This window comes from Streptomyces sp. NPDC006643 (genome assembly GCF_042870175.1).
GTDB lineage: Bacteria > Actinomycetota > Actinomycetes > Streptomycetales > Streptomycetaceae > Streptomyces.
In genome coordinates, this window is the sequence record NZ_JBIAHA010000010.1 from 60324 (window position 1) to 76231 (window position 15908).

General features: G+C 69.9%; 14 protein-coding genes. 10 read left to right on the plus strand and 4 right to left on the minus strand.

Going from position 1 to position 15908, the window contains the following annotated elements; translation table 11 throughout:
• Positions 1–58 precede the first annotated feature (58 nt).
• A complete protein-coding gene (gene argH, locus ACFYNU_RS15455) occupies positions 59–1489 on the plus strand; it encodes an argininosuccinate lyase (RefSeq protein WP_356592124.1) in 1431 nt (476 codons plus the stop codon).
• A gap of 67 nt (positions 1490–1556) precedes the next feature.
• Here the strand turns inward: argH and ACFYNU_RS15460 are convergent, their stop codons facing one another.
• On the minus strand, positions 1557–3776 hold the full coding sequence (locus ACFYNU_RS15460) for an NADP-dependent isocitrate dehydrogenase (RefSeq protein ID WP_356592126.1): 2220 nt from the start codon (positions 3774–3776) through the stop codon (positions 1557–1559).
• A 138-nt stretch (positions 3777–3914) separates the two neighbouring features.
• Here ACFYNU_RS15460 and ACFYNU_RS15465 point away from each other — a divergent pair, with 138 nt between their 5' ends.
• Positions 3915–4463, plus strand: coding sequence for a helix-turn-helix domain-containing protein (locus ACFYNU_RS15465; protein ID WP_356592128.1), 549 nt, complete (start codon positions 3915–3917; stop codon positions 4461–4463).
• Positions 4460–6043 carry a DHA2 family efflux MFS transporter permease subunit gene (locus tag ACFYNU_RS15470; protein ID WP_356592130.1) on the plus strand — a complete coding sequence of 528 codons (1584 nt, stop codon included), beginning with the start codon at positions 4460–4462 and terminating at the stop codon, positions 6041–6043. Before ACFYNU_RS15465 ends, ACFYNU_RS15470 begins: the two co-directional genes overlap by 4 nt.
• A gap of 122 nt (positions 6044–6165) precedes the next feature.
• On the opposite strand, the gene ACFYNU_RS15475 is transcribed toward ACFYNU_RS15470, so the two are convergent.
• Positions 6166–6840, minus strand: coding sequence for a lysophospholipid acyltransferase family protein (locus tag ACFYNU_RS15475; protein ID WP_356592132.1), 675 nt, complete (start codon positions 6838–6840; stop codon positions 6166–6168).
• Between the two features lie 238 nt (positions 6841–7078).
• On the opposite strand from ACFYNU_RS15475, the gene ACFYNU_RS15480 reads away from it, so the two are divergent.
• Together ACFYNU_RS15480 and ACFYNU_RS15485 are read left to right on the plus strand one after the other, a co-directional pair.
• Entirely contained in the window at positions 7079–8248 is a 1170-nt protein-coding gene (locus ACFYNU_RS15480; RefSeq protein WP_356592134.1) for a glycerophosphodiester phosphodiesterase, read from the plus strand.
• Positions 8249–8579: 331 nt separating this feature from the next.
• Complete coding sequence (locus ACFYNU_RS15485) at positions 8580–9083, plus strand: GNAT family N-acetyltransferase (RefSeq protein WP_356592136.1); 504 nt, start codon at positions 8580–8582, stop codon at positions 9081–9083.
• A 95-nt stretch (positions 9084–9178) separates the two neighbouring features.
• On the opposite strand, the gene ACFYNU_RS15490 is transcribed toward ACFYNU_RS15485, so the two are convergent.
• Both ACFYNU_RS15490 and ACFYNU_RS15495 read right to left on the minus strand, forming a co-directional pair.
• Entirely contained in the window at positions 9179–9646 is a 468-nt protein-coding gene (locus ACFYNU_RS15490; RefSeq protein WP_388766358.1) for a hypothetical protein, read from the minus strand.
• A gap of 2 nt (positions 9647–9648) precedes the next feature.
• Positions 9649–10008 (minus strand): hypothetical protein, encoded by a 360-nt coding sequence (locus ACFYNU_RS15495; RefSeq protein WP_356592138.1) that lies wholly within the window; start codon positions 10006–10008, stop codon positions 9649–9651.
• A 588-nt stretch (positions 10009–10596) separates the two neighbouring features.
• Between ACFYNU_RS15495 and ACFYNU_RS15500 the strand changes: the two genes are divergently transcribed.
• The 5 genes from ACFYNU_RS15500 to cbiE all read left to right on the plus strand — a co-directional run bounded on the left by ACFYNU_RS15500 (position 10597) and on the right by cbiE (position 15586).
• The gene (locus tag ACFYNU_RS15500) at positions 10597–11703 is read left to right on the plus strand and encodes an ATP-binding cassette domain-containing protein (RefSeq protein WP_356592140.1); all 1107 of its coding nucleotides are present in this window, start codon (positions 10597–10599) and stop codon (positions 11701–11703) included.
• Positions 11700–12368 (plus strand): methionine ABC transporter permease, encoded by a 669-nt coding sequence (locus tag ACFYNU_RS15505; RefSeq protein ID WP_356592142.1) that lies wholly within the window; start codon positions 11700–11702, stop codon positions 12366–12368. The genes ACFYNU_RS15500 and ACFYNU_RS15505 overlap by 4 nt, the downstream gene beginning before the upstream one ends.
• Positions 12369–12541: 173 nt before the next feature.
• Entirely contained in the window at positions 12542–13402 is an 861-nt protein-coding gene (locus ACFYNU_RS15510) for a MetQ/NlpA family ABC transporter substrate-binding protein (protein WP_356592144.1), read from the plus strand.
• Between the two features lie 117 nt (positions 13403–13519).
• The gene (locus ACFYNU_RS15515) at positions 13520–14158 is read left to right on the plus strand and encodes a GNAT family N-acetyltransferase (protein ID WP_356592146.1); all 639 of its coding nucleotides are present in this window, start codon (positions 13520–13522) and stop codon (positions 14156–14158) included.
• A 207-nt stretch (positions 14159–14365) separates the two neighbouring features.
• Entirely contained in the window at positions 14366–15586 is a 1221-nt protein-coding gene (gene cbiE, locus ACFYNU_RS15520) for a precorrin-6y C5,15-methyltransferase (decarboxylating) subunit CbiE (protein ID WP_356592148.1), read from the plus strand.
• Positions 15587–15908: the final 322 nt, after the last annotated feature.

Below are 15908 nucleotides of genomic sequence, written 5' to 3' on the forward strand. Positions count from 1 at the left end.
GGGAGAGAATCCCTCACCCCGCCCATCAGTGTGACCGCATGCGAGGAGCGACCCAGCAGTGAGCAGCAGCAATACCGGTGACGTCCGGCTCTGGGGCGGCCGTTTCGCCGACGGCCCCGCCGAGGCCCTGGCCAAGCTGTCGGCGTCCGTGCACTTCGACTGGCGCCTCGCGCCGTACGACATCGCGGGCTCCCGCGCGCACGCGCGCGTGCTCAACAAGGCGGGCCTTCTCGACCAGGACGAGCTGGACCGGATGCTCGCCGGGCTCGACCGGCTGGAGGCGGCCGTCGCCGACGGCTCCTTCACCGGCACCGTCGCCGACGAGGACGTGCACACCGCCCTGGAGCGCGGCCTCCTCGAACAGCTCGGCGCCGACCTCGGCGGCAAGCTGCGCGCCGGCCGGTCCCGTAACGACCAGGTCGCCACCCTCTTCAGGATGTATCTGCGCGACCACGCGCGGATCATCGGCGCGCTGATCGCCGACCTCCAGGACGCGCTCGTCGGCCTCGCCGAGGCGCACCCGGACGTCGCCATGCCGGGCCGTACGCATCTCCAGCACGCCCAGCCGGTGCTCTTCGCCCACCATGTGCTGGCACATGTGCAGTCCCTGTCGCGGGACGCGGAGCGGCTGCGGCAGTGGGACGAGCGCACGGCGGTCTCCCCGTACGGCTCCGGCGCGCTGGCCGGGTCGTCGCTGGGTCTCGACCCGGAGGCGGTCGCCGCGGACCTCGGCTTCGAGCACGGCTCGGCCGCCAACTCGATCGACGGCACGGCGGCACGCGACTTCGCCGCCGAGTTCGCCTTCATCACCGCGATGATCGGGGTGAATCTCTCGCGGATCGCCGAGGAGGTCATCATCTGGAACACGAAGGAGTTCTCCTTCGTGACGCTGCACGACGCGTTCTCCACCGGCTCGTCGATCATGCCGCAGAAGAAGAACCCGGACATCGCCGAGCTGGCGCGCGGCAAGTCGGGCCGCCTCATCGGCAATCTGACGGGCCTGCTGGCCACGCTCAAGGCGCTGCCGCTGGCGTACAACCGCGATCTCCAGGAGGACAAGGAGCCGGTCTTCGACTCCTGCGACCAACTGGAGGTCCTGCTCCCCGCGTTCACCGGCATGATGGCGACGCTCACGGTCAACCGGGAGCGGATGGCGGAGCTGGCCCCCGCCGGGTTCTCGCTGGCCACCGACATCGCCGAGTGGCTGGTGCGGCAGGGTGTGCCGTTCCGGGTCGCGCACGAGGTCGCGGGGGAGTGCGTCAAGGTGTGCGAGAAGGAGGGGATCGAGCTGGACGAGCTGACGGACGATCAGTTCGCCTCGATCTCCGAGCATCTGACACCGGAGGTGCGCACGGTCCTCAACGTCTCCGGCGCGCTCGCCTCCCGCGACGGCCGCGGTGGTACGGCGCCTTCGGCGGTCGCGGTCCAGCTCGCCGAGGTGAAGACCGACCTGGCCGTCCAGCACGCCTGGGCGACGGCCAAGAAGTAGCCGTTACGACAAGCGCCGGCCGGGCTCGACACGAGCCCGGCCGGCGCTTTCGCGTCGCGCGGTCGGATCAACCCAGCGTGGAGATCGCCTGGTTGAACGTCTTCGACGGCCGCATCACGGCCTCGGCCTTGGCCGGGTCCGGCTGGTAGTAGCCGCCGATGTCGACCGGCGCGCCCTGCACGGCGACCAGTTCGGCCACGATCGTCTGCTCCTGCTCGGCCAGCGTCGTGGCGAGCGCCGTGAACGCCTCGGCGAGCCGCGCGTCCTCGGTCTGCTTGGCCAGCTCCTGCGCCCAGTAGAGCGCCAGGTAGAAGTGGCTGCCACGGTTGTCGATGCCGCCGACCTTGCGGCTGGGCGACTTGTTCTCGCTCAGGAACGTGCCGGTGGCGCGGTCGAGCGTGTCGGCCAGCACCTGGGCGCGCGCGTTGCCCGTGGTGGTCGCGAGGTGCTCGAAGCTGACGGCCAGCGCGAGGAACTCGCCCAGGCTGTCCCAGCGCAGGTAGTCCTCCTTGACGAGCTGCTGCACGTGCTTGGGCGCCGAGCCGCCGGCGCCCGTCTCGAAGAGCCCGCCGCCGTTGATGAGCGGCACGACCGAGAGCATCTTGGCGCTGGTGCCCAGCTCCAGGATCGGGAAGAGGTCGGTCAGATAGTCACGCAGGACGTTGCCGGTGACCGAGATGGTGTCCTCGCCGCGCCGGATGCGCTCCAGCGAGAACGCGATGGCCTCGACGGGCTTCATGATCTCGATGGTCAGCCCGTCGGTGTCGTGCTCGGGCAGGTACGTCTTCACCTTGGCGATCAGGTTGGCGTCGTGCGCGCGGCCCTCGTCGAGCCAGAACACGGCCGGGTTCCCGGTGGCACGGGCGCGGCTGACGGCCAGCTTGACCCAGTCCTGGATCGGCACGTCCTTGGTCTGGCACATCCGGAAGACGTCGCCGGCGCTGACCGTCTGCTCCAGCACGGCCTCGCCCGACGCGTCCACGACGCGCACGGTGCCGGTGGCGGGGATCTCGAAGGTCTTGTCGTGGCTGCCGTACTCCTCGGCCGCCTGCGCCATCAGACCGACGTTGGGCACCGAGCCCATGGTCGACGGGTCGTAGGCGCCGTTGGCGCGGCAGTCGTCGATGACGACCTGGTAGATGCCCGCGTAGCTGCTGTCCGGGATGACGGCGAGCGTGTCGGCCTCGCCGCCGTCCGGGCCCCACATATGGCCGGAGGTGCGGATCATGGCCGGCATGGAGGCGTCGACGATGACATCGCTCGGCACGTGCAGGTTGGTGATGCCCTTGTCGGAGTCGACCATCGCCAGGGCGGGACCCTCGGCCAGCTCGGCCGTGAAGGACTCGGCGATCTTCGATCCGTCCGGCAGCGACTCAAGGCCCTTGAGAATGCCACCGAGGCCGTCGTTCGGGCTCAGACCGGCCGCGGCGAGCGCCTGGCCGTGCTCCGCGAACGTCTTGGGGAAGAAGGCGCGCACCGTGTGACCGAAGATGATCGGGTCGGAGACCTTCATCATCGTGGCCTTGAGGTGCACCGAGAACAGCACGTCCTCGGCCTTGGCGCGGGCGATCTGCGCCGTGAGGAACTCGCGCAGCGCGGCCACACGCATCGCGGAGACGTCCACGACCTCGCCGGCCAGCACGGGCACCGACTCGCGCAGCACGGTGGTGTTGCCGTCGTCGCCCACCAGCTCGATCCGCAGCGAGCCGTCCTCGGCGATCACGGCGGACTTCTCGGTGGAGCGGAAGTCGTCGGCGTCCATGTGCGCGACGTTCGTCTTCGAATCGGCCGTCCAGGCGCCCATCCGGTGCGGGTGCGCCTTGGCGTAGTTCTTCACCGAGGCGGGGGCGCGGCGGTCCGAGTTGCCCTCGCGCAGCACCGGGTTCACGGCGCTGCCCTTGACCTTGTCGTAGCGCGCCCGTACGTCCTTGTCCTCGTCGGACTTCGGGTCGTCCGGGTAGTCGGGCAGCGCGTAACCCTGCTCCTGAAGCTCGGCGATGGCCGCCTTCAGCTGGGGGATCGACGCCGAGATGTTCGGCAGCTTGATGATGTTCGCCGCGGGCGTCTTGGCGAGGGCGCCCAGCTCCGCGAGCGCGTCATCGATCCGCTGTCCCGCTTCGAGACGGTCGGCGAAACCGGCGATGATCCGTCCCGCCAGCGAGATGTCACGGCGCTCCACCGTGACCCCGGCCGTCGAGGCATAGGCCTCGACCACAGGCAGGAATGAGTAGGTGGCCAAGGCCGGGGCCTCGTCCGTGTGCGTGTAAATGATGGTCGAGTCTGTCACCGGGTGCTCCGCTCCACGTCTGCAACATTGCTCGACATCAAGATATCCCGTGACCCGGCCGCGCTCGACAGTGGCCCGTGGTGAGTGCCACTCGTCTTGAGTGAGACATCAGCGTCTCATTTGGGCTAAGGTCGTCTCATGACAGTCGATCGTGACCAGGTGCTGCGCACGGCCGCCGGCCTCCTCACCCGTAAGGCCACCGCCACCATGGACGAGGTCGCGCGGGCCTCCGGCATCGGCCGGGCCACCCTGCACCGGCACTTCGCGGGGCGCGACGCCCTGGTCAAGGCGCTGGAGGAGCTGGGCATCCGGGAGTTCGGGGCCGCGCTCGACGCGGCACGGACGGACGAGGGCCCCGCGAGCGACGCGCTGCGCAGGCTCGTCGCCGAGATCGAGCCCTCGGCCGGGCTGCTGGCCTTCCTCGTCACGGAGAACCAGCTCTTCGAGGGCGAGGTGAACGAGGGCTGGGACCGGCTCGACGCCCGGGTCGCCGCGCTCTTCCGGCGCGGACAGGAACAGGGCGAGTTCCGGATCGACCTGCCCCCCGTCTGGCTCACCGAGGCGTTCTACGGACTCGTCGGCACGGGTGCGTGGGCCGTCCTGGACGGACGGGTCGCGGCGAAGGACTTCCAGTACATGATCGCCGAGCTGCTGCTCGGCGGAGCACGACGGAGCGTGGAGCGATGATCAGCACCGACCGGCCGACGACGGAGACGGACGCCCGGTACCGCCCGGGGCGCTGGCTCGCCCTGTCCGTACTCGTCCTGGCCGTGCTGCTGGTGGCGGTCGACGCCACGGTCCTCGGCCTCGCCACACCGTTCCTGAGCGAGGACCTCAAGCCGTCCGGCACCCAGCTGCTGTGGATCGGCGACATCTACTCGTTCGTCATCGCCGGTCTGCTCGTCTCCATGGGCAGCCTCGGCGACCGGATCGGCCGTAAGAAACTCCTGCTGACCGGCGCGGTCGCGTTCGGAGCCGTATCCGTGCTCAACGCGTACGCCACCAGCCCGGAGATGATGATCGTCGCCCGCGCGCTGCTCGGTGTCGCCGGCGCGACCCTCATGCCGTCCACGCTGGCCCTGATCCGCAACATCTTCCACGACCCCAAGGAACGCAGCGTCGCGATCGGCATCTGGGGCGCCGCCGCCTCGGCGGGCGCGGCCGTCGGCCCGGTCGTCGGCGGATTCCTGCTGGAGCACTTCTGGTGGGGCTCGGTCTTCCTGATCAACCTGCCCGTCATGGCGGTCCTCGTCGTCGTCGGCGTGAAACTGCTGCCCGAGTCGAAGAACCCCGCGCCGGGCCCCTGGGACATGCGGAGCGTGGTGCTGTCCCTCGTCGGCATCGTCGGTGTCGTGTACGCCATCAAGGAAGCCGCGGCGCACGGGCTGCGCTGGGACATCGCCGCCGCCGCGGTGGTCGGCGTCGCCGCGCTCGTCCACTTCGTCCGCAGACAGCTCAGGATCCGCCACCCGCTGCTCGACATGCGGCTGTTCAGGAACCGAGGCTTCTCCGGTGCCGTACTCGCCGACCTGCTGACCATCCTCGGTCTGTCGGGGCTCGTCTTCTTCCTGTCGCAGTATCTGCAACTCGTCCAGGGGCGCGGCCCGTTGGAGGCGGGCGTGGCCGAACTGCCCGCCGCCGTCGGCGCCGTGACGGCGGGTCTGCTCGCCGGCCGGGCCGCCCGAAGGTTCTCCGTACGGCTGGTGGTGGCCGGCGGTCTCGCCGGGGTCGGTCTGGCGACCGCCTCACTCGTCCTGCTGACCGAGAACACCGGCTACCCGATGCTCGGCGCCGTCCTGCTGGTCGTCGGCGTCGGCGCCGGATTCTCCTTCACCGTGACGGCCGACGTGATCCTCTCCAGCGTCCCCAAGGAGCAGGCGGGCTCGGCGTCGGCGGTGTCCGAGACGGCGTACGAACTGGGCGCCGCGCTCGGTATCGCGCTGCTCGGCTCCATCGTCACCGGCGTCTACCGGGGCTTCCTCACCCCGTCCGGCGTACCCGCCGAGACGGCGGACGCCGCGCACGAGTCCCTCGGCGGCGCGGTCGAGGCGGCGGGCGGCATCCCCGGCCACCAGGCGGCCGAACTGGTCGCGGCGGCGCAGGAGGCCTTCGTGCACGGCCTGCGTATCGCGGCGGGCGCGGGGGCGGCGGTGCTGCTCGTGACGTCGGTGGTGGCGTGGTTCCTGCTGCGCGGCCAGAAGCTGGAGGACGGACCGGAGGACGGCCAGGACGAGCCCGTGAAGGATCCGCAGGACGCCCGGCACTGAGGCCCCGGCGCGCCGGGATCCCGGCGTTGCGACCCCGGCCCCCTCGGCCCGGCCCGGCCGGAGACCGGTGATGCCCGCGTCCCCCGAGGAGGGGGCGCGGGCATCGGGCGGGTCCTTCGAGATCAGGCCGCCTTCGCCTTGGTGGCGTACATGTCCACGTACTCCTGCCCGCCGAGCCGCATGACCTCCGTCATCACGGAGTCGGTCACCGCCCGCAGCACATAGCGGTCACGGTCCATGCCGTCGTACCGCGAGAACTCCATCGGCGCGCCGAAGCGGACCGTCACCTTGCTCGGCCGGGGCATCCCCGACCCGTTCGGCTGGATCTTGTCCGTGCCGATCATCGCGAACGGCACCACCGGCGCGCCCGTCATCAGCGTGAGCCGCGCGATGCCCGTACGGCCCCGGTACAGCCGGCCGTCGGGGGAGCGCGTGCCCTCCGGGTAGATGCCGAACATATGGCCGTCCTCCAGCACCCGGCGGCCGGTCATCAGCGCCGCGACACCGCCGCGCCCGCCGTCACGGTCCACCGGGATCATGCCGCAGCCGGTGAAGAACCAGGCCATCAGCTTGCCCTTGAGCCCCTTGCCCGTGACGTACTCGTCCTTGCCGATGAAGAAGACCTGACGGCTGCCGCAGACGAGGGGCAGGATCATCGAGTCGATGAACGTGAGGTGATTGCCGGCGAGGATCACCGGGCCGGTCCCCGGAATGTGCTCGGCGCCCTCCACCCGTGGCCGGAACATCAGACGCAAGATCGGTCCGAGCACTGCTTTGACGAGCGCAAAGCGGGACAACGGGGTCCTCCGGTTGGTGAGCGGTCGTAGCGAGCCGACTAACTCGTCGCAGGTGAGGACGATACTCGCGGGTCGGCCCCCCGCGCACATCGGGTTGATCGATCGGATACACGGTGTTGACACGAGTTTCCGGTGTGTTCGCGCCAGATCTGCCCCGTGTACGGGGACCACTGTCTACGCTCAAGCCCTCGCTTGACAGGTGCGGGACAGCACATGGACATCACATGAAGGAGCGTTCATGACACAGGGTGCGCGGAACATCCCGGGACGACGGACCGTGCTGGGAGCGGCGGTGCTCGGCTCGGCCGCACTCGGTCTTTCCGCAGGTACGGCCGGTACGGCGCAGGCGGCACAGACCGACACGCGCGGCGGCGGTCACCGCCCGCCGCAGAAGAGACTGCCCGTGCCGACGATCGTCGGACACCGCGGCGCCAGCGGCTACCGGCCCGAGCACACCCTCGGTTCGTACCAGCTCGCGCTCGACATGGGCGCCCACGTGATCGAGCAGGACCTCGTGCCGACGAAGGACGGTCATCTCGTCTGCCGTCACGAGAACGACATCACCGGCACCACGGATGTCGCCGACCACCCGGAGTTCGCCGGGCGCAAGACCACCAAGAGCGTCGACGGGGTCAGCCTCACCGGCTGGTTCACCGAGGACTTCACGCTCGCCGAGCTGAAGAAGCTGCGGGCCAAGGAGCGCATCCCGCAGTCCCGTCCGCACAGCACCCTCTACAACGGCCGCTGGGAGATCCCCACCTTCGAGGAGGTGCTGCGCTGGGCCGACGCGGAGGGCCGCCGCCGGGGCGAGCCCGTCTGGCTGTACGTCGAGACGAAGCACCCCACCTACTTCCGGGGCCTCGGCCTCGGTCTGGAGGAGCGGCTCGCCAAGCTGCTGCGCCGGTACGGCAGGGACCGCCGTGACTCGCCGCTCTTCCTCCAGTCCTTCGAGCCCACCAGCATGCAGCGCATGGCCAAGCTGGTCTCGACGCCGCGCGTCGTGCTGTTCGACGCCGCGGACACCCAGCCCTGGGACTTCAAGCAGTCCGGCGACCCGCGCTTCGTGGCCGACCTCATCAAGCCCGAGGGGCTGAAGTGGGTCGCGTCCTTCGCGCAGGGCATCGGCCCGTGGGTGGACCTGATCATCCCGAGGGACGCGAGCGGCAAGCTGCTCAAGCCGACCACACTGGTGCGCGACGCCCACGCCAAGGGCCTGATACTGCACCCGTACACGATGCGCAACGAGAACAGCTTCCTGCCTGCCGACTTCCGGATCGGCACCGACCCCAACGCTTACGGCGACGCCTTCGGGGCCTTCAAGACCTACTTCGAGCAGGGCATCGACGGCATCTTCACCGACAACCCGGACACGGGTCTGCTGGCCGCCGCCGACTTCAACAAGGACTGAGCGGCGCCCGCGACATCCTGACTCGTGCCCCGGCGGGCTCCTCGCCCGCCGGGGCACAACCGTCTCCCGGGGCGGCCCAGTTGGGCACGAGACGGCGGAACGTACACCTGGGCCGGCCCGGCGCGGCGGCTGCGATGTTGTCGCCCGACGCGGCTGGTCGCCGCGTAATCACAGGGGAGTTGGGTATCTCACAGAGGGAAATGGAGCCTTCACGTTCCGCACGCCTGTGATGCCTGCGCAGAATGCTCACCACAGAGGTTGCAGCTCCTGAACTCCGGGGAAAGGAGCGGTAGACAACCGGCGGCAGCAGGTGAGCGGGAGGCATGCACACATGGGCATGAGCGTGACCATCTCAGCAGCGAGTGCGCAGGACGCGGAACACATCCTCAAGCTTCAGTACCTGTGTTACCAGAGCGAGGCCGAGCTCTACGGTGACTACACCATCGAACCGTTGACCCAGACGCTCGACGACCTCAAGGACGAAATCGCCCGCGGCCACGCACTGGTGGCCAGGCTCGGTGGCGAAGTCGTGGCCTCCGTGCGGGGCGCCATCGACAGCGAGGGCACGGCCAGGATCGGCAAGCTCATCGTTCATCCGCGGATGCGGCACCACGGTCTCGGCGGCCGGCTGCTCGACGCGATAGAGGGAAGTTTCGCCGGGGCGGAGGCCGCCAAGCGCTTCCAGCTCTTCACCGGCCATCGCAGCGAGGGCAATCTGCGGCTGTACCGGAGCAAGGGGTACGCGCCGGTGGCGAGCGAGCCGACCGGTCCCGGGCTCACGCTCGTGACGCTGGAGAAGGAGGCGGCCACCGGGGCGTTCGTCGCCAGCGCCTGACGGCCGGCCACCGCTCAGCCTGCGAGCCTCAACGACTCGACCCGCGACCGCTCGACCTCAACGACTCAACCCTCAACCGCTCAACCCTCAACCGCTCAACTCCGTCGGGACCTGCGCAGCCACAGCATCCCCGTGATCGGCAGCAGCACGGGGATGAAGAGATACCCCCAGCCGAATCCGGACCAGACCGTCGCCTCGGGAAAGGCCTCGGGGTCCACGACCGTCCAGGTCCCGACGGTGAGCACCCCCACGAGTTCGCCGCCGCAGCACACCAGCGCCGCCTTCCGGGCCGTCTCGCCGCCCCGTACGAGCGTGTAGGTGATGAACACGTACACGACGGCGGCGACGCCCGACAGCGTGTACGCCAGCGGTGCCCGGTCGAACTTGGTGGAGATCTCGAAGGCGGTCCGCGACACCGCGCCGACCGACATCACCCCGTACAGCCAGACCAGCAGCAGTCCGGGCCCCCGCACCAGCCGCGTCCGCCCCGCCGGCCGCCCGTCGGGGCCCGCGCCCGTGCTCGCGTCGGCGCCCGTGCCGGCGGCTCCTGTCCCGGTCTCCACGGTCAGCCTCCCCAGATGTCGTACAGACGCACTTCGAGCACGGCGAGCACGACCGCGCCCGCCGCGACCGTCGCCGAGCCCCAGCGGGTCCGCTCGGCCAGGGACAGGAAGCCGGCGGCCGGTACGGCGGCGAACGCGCCGATCAGATACGAGACGAAGATCACCGAGCCCTCGGCCGGGTCCTCACCACGCGCCAACTGAACGATCCCGACCACCAGTTGGACGAGCGCCAGCGCCGTCACCACGGCCATGCCGATGAAGTGCCAGTCCTTGGTGGGCTGGTCCCGGTACGCGGCGAATCCGCACCAGGCGGCGAGGGCGAGAGCGGCCACGGAGACCGCGACCGTCAGGGCGACAAGCATGACGACGAGAGTATTACGGCCCGAAAAGCCCGGTGCGCTCGCCCCTGTGCGGAACGGTCCGGCGACCTCCGCCCCGGGAGCCGCCGGACCGTGGTCTTGGCCACAACGCACCACCACTCCCGATCGGGCGCGGACCCCGTCGACGAGGGGCCCGCACCCGTATCCCCGCAGGTCAGAGCGGTACAGCTGGAGATCGAGGGCGCTTTCAGCCGTGACAGACAGACCTGTCCGCTAATCGGACAACCGGCCGAGCCGTGGATATACGTCTGCTTTACTTACCGACATGACCACGACGAGCAGCCGCACCCTTGCGACCGAGGCGATCACGACGCCCGGTGCTCGCTGTCTGTGTCGAATGTGCGCCCGCTGAGGGCCCCTGCCTGAGCCTCGCGCCCCGAAGCGAGACCCGACAGAAGCGACGCGACACCCGTGGTTACGTCTCGTAGCCCCCGTACGTCCCTCTCCCGTGCCCGGCCCCGGGTAGCCACGAGCTGACGTGCCCTGTCGCGCCGCGCCCTGACGGACCGCCCGAATCCCCGTGCCCCGCCGGCCGCCGCGCCGCGCACCCGACAGTGACGGAAACCCTCTGTGATCACCACTACGGGCCTGACCAAGATTTATCGGACCGGCCGGTCCGGCCGGTCGCGCGGCCATGAGATCACCGCGCTGGACGGCGTCGACCTGCATGTACGCGAAGGAGAGGTGTTCGGCGTCGTCGGCCGCAGCGGCGCCGGGAAGTCCTCGCTCATCCGCTGCGTCAACCTCCTCGAACGCCCCACCGCCGGCACCGTGACCGTCGACGGGACCGACCTGACCGCGCTCGCCGGCCGAGGCCGACGGGCCGGCAAGGAACTGCGCCGCGCGCGCAGCTCGATCGGCATGGTCTTCCAGCACTTCAACCTGCTGTCGTCGCGCACCGTCCAGGACAACATCGAACTGCCGCTGGAGATCCTCGGCCAGTCCGGGCAGGAGCGTTCCCGCAGGGCGCTGGAACTGCTCGACCTCGTCGGTCTCGCCGACAAGGCCAAGGCCTACCCCGCCCAGCTCTCCGGCGGCCAGAAGCAGCGCGTCGGCATCGCCCGCGCCCTGGCGGGCAACCCGAAGGTGCTGCTCTCCGACGAGGCGACCAGCGCGCTCGACCCCGAGACCACCCGCTCGATCCTGCGGCTCCTGCGCGACATCAACCAGCAGCTCGGCCTCACCATCCTGCTGATCACGCACGAGATGGAGGTCGTCAAGACGATCTGCGACTCGGCCGCGCTCATGGAGCGGGGCCGGATCACCGAGTCCGGCACGGTCGGGGGCCTGCTCGCCACCCCCGGCTCGCTGCTGGCGCGCGAACTGTTCCCGGTGGACGGATCCGGGGCCGGACCCGGCAGCACGGTCATCGACGTGACATTCCACGGGGAGGCGGCCACCCAGCCGGTCATCTCCCAGCTGTCCCGCACCTACAACATCGACATCTCGATCCTCGGCGCGGCGATGGACACCGTCGCGGGGCGCCAGATCGGCCGGATGCGTATCGAACTGCCCGGCACCTTCGAGGAGAACGTCGTGCCCGTCGGCTTCCTGCGCGAACAGGGGCTCCAGGTCGAGATCGTGAACGCCGCGGACGCGGCGGATGCCGTGGACGCGGGGGACGCACTCGCGGACGTGGCCGAGACCGTCGCGCTCACCAAGGAGGCCACCAAGTGACCTGGTCCGAAATGCAGCCTCTGCTCAGCCAGGGGACGCTCGACACCCTCTACATGGTGCTGTGGTCCGCGCTGGTCACCGTTGCCGGCGGACTGCCGCTGGGCGTTCTGCTCGTCCTCACCGACAAGGGCGGCCTGCTCCAGAACACCCCGGTCAACAAGGTCGTCGGCGTGATCGTGAACATCGGCCGCTCGCTGCCCTTCATCATCCTGCTCATCGCGCTGATCCCCTTCACCACCTTCGTCGTCGGCACCTTCATCGGCCCCACCGCGATGATCGTGCCGCTCGCCATCGGCGCCATCCCCTTCTTCGCCCGGCTCGTCGAGACGGCGATCCGGGAGGTCGACCACGGCCTGGTCGAAGCCGTCCAGGCCATGGGCGGCTCGATCCCCACCATCGTCCGCAAGGTGCTGCTGCCGCAGGCCCTGCCGTCGATCGTCTCCGGCACGACCACCACCGTCATCGCGCTCATCGGCTACTCGGCCATGGCGGGCGCGGTCGGCGGCGAAGGACTCGGCTCCAAGGCCGTCACCTACGGATTCCAGCGGTTCGAGAACGGCTTCATGATCGCCACGGTCGTCGTGCTGATCCTCATCGTCACCGTGATCCAGCTGATCGGCGATCTCGCCGTACGGCTGCTGACCCGCCGGACCCGGACGGCATAGCCCGGCCGGGCCGTACGGACCGGATCCGTACGACTCGGCAAACCGGATCCGTACCAACCGAATCCGTACCAACCGAATCCGTACGACCCGGCCCCACCGGCCACCCAGATGTCCCACCGGCCCGCACTCCTTGTCCGGGCCCGACCACCGAACACCGGAAAGAGGCACTCTTCGTGCGCACCCACCTCAAGATCGCGACCGCCGCGGCCACCACCGCCCTCGCCATCGGCCTGAGCGCCTGCGGCACCTCGTCCGACCCCGCCGAGAAGACGGCGGACGGCGCCAAGGCCGACGAGTCCAAGCCCCTGCTCGTCGCCGCGTCCCCGACGCCGCACGCCGACATCCTGAACTTCATCAAGGACAAGCTCGCCCCGGACGCCGGACTCAAGCTCGACGTCAAGGAGTTCACGGACTACGTCCTGCCGAACACCGCCACCGAGAGCGGCGAGGTCGACGCCAACTACTTCCAGAACAAGCCCTACCTCGACGACTTCAACAAGAAGAACGACACCCACATCGTTCCCGTCGTCAACGTCCACCTGGAGCCGCTCGCCCTCTACTCCAAGACGGTCAAGGACCTCGGCGCCCTGAAGTCCGGCCAGACCGTGGCGATCCCCAACGACACCGTCAACGAGGGCCGGGCGCTGAAGCTCCTCGCCGACAACGACGTGATCACGCTCGCCGACGGCGTGGCGGGCAACGGCACCCTCGCCGACATCAAGGACGCCAAGGGCCTGAAGTTCAAGGAGCTGGAGGCCGCCACCCTGCCCCGCGCCCTGAACGACGTGGACGCCGCCGTCATCAACGGCAACTACGCCATCGAGGCCGACCTCAACCCGGCCGAGGACTCCCTCGCCCTGGAGAAGACCGAGGACAACCCGTACGCCAACTTCCTCGCCGTCAAGGAGGGCAACGAGAAGGACCCGCGTGTCCTGAAGCTCGCGAAGCTCCTCAACTCGCCCGAGGTGGAGCAGTACATCAAGGACACCTACAAGAACGGCGCGGTCCTGCCCGCCTTCGGCCCGCCCGCGTAATTTGTCCGCGCGACCCGGCCGTCGGTCCGGTACGAGCCCCGCACACCCGGCCGTGTGCGGGGCTCACCCGATGCTGCATGCTGTGCATTTACGACGGACTGAGGCATGGAGCTGAGCATGACTACCACCTTTCCGGACGTCTCCATCAGCACCGAGCGGCTGGTGCTGCGCCCGTTCGAGGCGGCGGACATCCCGGCGCACATCGAGATGATGAACGACGAACCGGTCATCGCGTGGATGTCGGCCCCGTACCCGTACAGCGCCCAGGACGCCGAGGACTGGGTGAGCGCGATCGCCCCCGCGGAACGCACGGAGGGGCGCGGACTGGTCCTCGCCGTCACCGAGTTCCTGACCCAGCGTCTCGTCGGCCTCGCCCGCCTGAAGAACACCGACTGGCGCACCCGCACCACCGAGATCTCCTATGTGACCGCTCCCTGGGCGCGCGGTGAGGGTTACGCGACCGAGTCCGTGCTCGCCGTCGCGGAGTGGCTCTTCCGCGACCAGAGCTTCGAGCGTGTCGAGTTGCGCACCGCCGCCGACAACACGGCCGCCCAGCAGGTGGCGCAGAAGGCCGGCTGTATCAGCGAGGGCGTCCTGCGCAACGCGTGGATAGCGCGGACGCAGACGGAGACCGGCAGTTGGATCGACGTCCGCACGGATCTCATCGTCTGGAGCCTGCTGCCCGAGGATCTCGAAGGCGTGGCGGACCAGATGGCGGACGCGGGCGGCTACGCGTCGTTCACCGACTGGAACTGAACTCCACGGCCTGCGACCCACGACCTTCGATCTTCGATCCTCAAGCACACGACCCACGCCCCGCGGCGGACGGCGCGGCGGCCTGCGGGTACCCTCACACGCACCGCCCCGGCGCGGACCCCCTCGACGCACCACCGATGGACAGCGGTCCGGCCTGCGACAAAACAACCTGACGACCTCCGACGAACTCTGGGGAGACTGACGACGATGGCCGACCGCGTCACGGTGATCGGCTGGGACGGCTCGCCCCTCGCGCCGGCGGCCACGTCCGCCCTCACCGCCGCCACGCTGGTGGCCGGCGCCGCCCACCATCTCGCCCTGCCGGAAATACCGCCGGACGCCGAACGCATCCGCCTCGGCAGCGTCGACCTCGCCGCCCGCAGGATCGCCGGACACCGCGGCAGCGCCGTGGTACTCGCCGACGGCGACCCCGGCTTCTTCGGCGTCGTACGCACCCTGCGCGCCCCCGAGCACGGCCTTGAGGTCGAAGTCGTACCCGCGGTCTCCGCCGTGGCCACCGCCTTCGCCCGCGCCGGAATGCCCTGGGACGACGCCCAGGTCGTGGTCGCCCAGCAGCGCACACTCCGGCGCGCCGTCAATGTGTGCCGGGCGCACACCAAGGTCGCCGTCCTCACGTCGCCTGGCGCCGGGCCCGCCGAACTCGCCCTGCTCCTCCAGGGAGTTCACCGCACCTTCGTCATCTGCGAGGAACTGGGCACCGACCGCGAACAGGTCACCGTCCTCACCTCCGACAAGGCCGCCGACCACGTCTGGCGCGACCCCAACGTCGTGATCGTCGTCGGCGGGATCGGCACCGCGCCCGTCCGCACCAGCGGCTGGATCGCGGGCCACGATCCCGAGTTCCCGCCCGCCGTAAGGGGTTGGGCGCTGCCGTCCGAGGAGTACGGCATCGACCTCGACGAGGGCGAGTCGACCTGGCTGCGCGCGGCCCAACTCGCTCGCCTGGGTGCCCGTACCGGCGACCTCGTCTGGGACATCGGGTCCGGCAGCGGCGCACTCGCCGCCGAGGCGGGGCGCTTCGGGGCGGCCGTGATCGCCGTCGACGCGGAACCGGGGGCGTGCGCGAGTACGGCCGCCGCCGCCCGTCGCGCCGGCGTACAACTGGAAGTCGTGGAAGGCCGAGCGCCCCACGTACTGGAGAACCTGCCCGAGCCCGACGTCGTACGCATCGGCGGCGGGGGAGTGGACGTCGTCATCGCGTGCGCCGACCGCCGACCCGCGCGCATCGTGACCCACGCGGCCACGCGGGACGAGGCCGAGGCCATCTGCGCCGCGCTCCGCGAGGGCGGTTACGTGGTGGAGTGCGTCCTGCTCCAGTCGGTCGAGATGGACACCGGAGCCTGGTCGGAGCGCGAACGCTCGGTGGTTTTCCTGGTCTCGGGGAACCGGCCGGACCGCGCCCCCTGACCCTGTTGTCAGAGGCGCGAGGTAGGCTGACCGATCGTTGTACCGCAGCCGGTCGTTCGTCGCTTCGTTCGTCAATGTCCGGAAAAGGGGGTCGTTTTGGACCCTCATGTGGTACGGCTGCACCGGGGGACGCGCAACGTGGCGCAGACCACAGCGGGCCGCCACGGATCACCGCGTGTTGGCCGCGAACGGCCGCGAGAATACGTGAGGGCCGCGGCTCGATTCGTGCCGCGCGGCGCCCACGCTCGTTGACACTGACGGGCGCCGGAGCGCCGTCGAATCGGGCGCCCCGGTCGAAGGGCCGAAGGAGCACAACCAATGG

What these genes read in the sequence shown, in the direction of transcription:
- ACFYNU_RS15465 (WP_356592128.1), top strand. Translation starts at nt 3,915, where the DNA reads ATGACAGTCGATCGTGACCAGGTGCTGCGCACGGCCGCCGGCCTCCTC.
- ACFYNU_RS15470 (WP_356592130.1), top strand. Translation starts at nt 4,460, where the DNA reads ATGATCAGCACCGACCGGCCGACGACGGAGACGGACGCCCGGTACCGC.
- ACFYNU_RS15480 (WP_356592134.1), top strand. Translation starts at nt 7,079, where the DNA reads ATGACACAGGGTGCGCGGAACATCCCGGGACGACGGACCGTGCTGGGA.
- ACFYNU_RS15485 (WP_356592136.1), top strand. Translation starts at nt 8,580, where the DNA reads ATGGGCATGAGCGTGACCATCTCAGCAGCGAGTGCGCAGGACGCGGAA.
- ACFYNU_RS15495 (WP_356592138.1), bottom strand. Translation starts at nt 10,008, where the DNA reads ATGCTTGTCGCCCTGACGGTCGCGGTCTCCGTGGCCGCTCTCGCCCTC.
- ACFYNU_RS15515 (WP_356592146.1), top strand. Translation starts at nt 13,520, where the DNA reads ATGACTACCACCTTTCCGGACGTCTCCATCAGCACCGAGCGGCTGGTG.
- cbiE (WP_356592148.1), top strand. Translation starts at nt 14,366, where the DNA reads ATGGCCGACCGCGTCACGGTGATCGGCTGGGACGGCTCGCCCCTCGCG.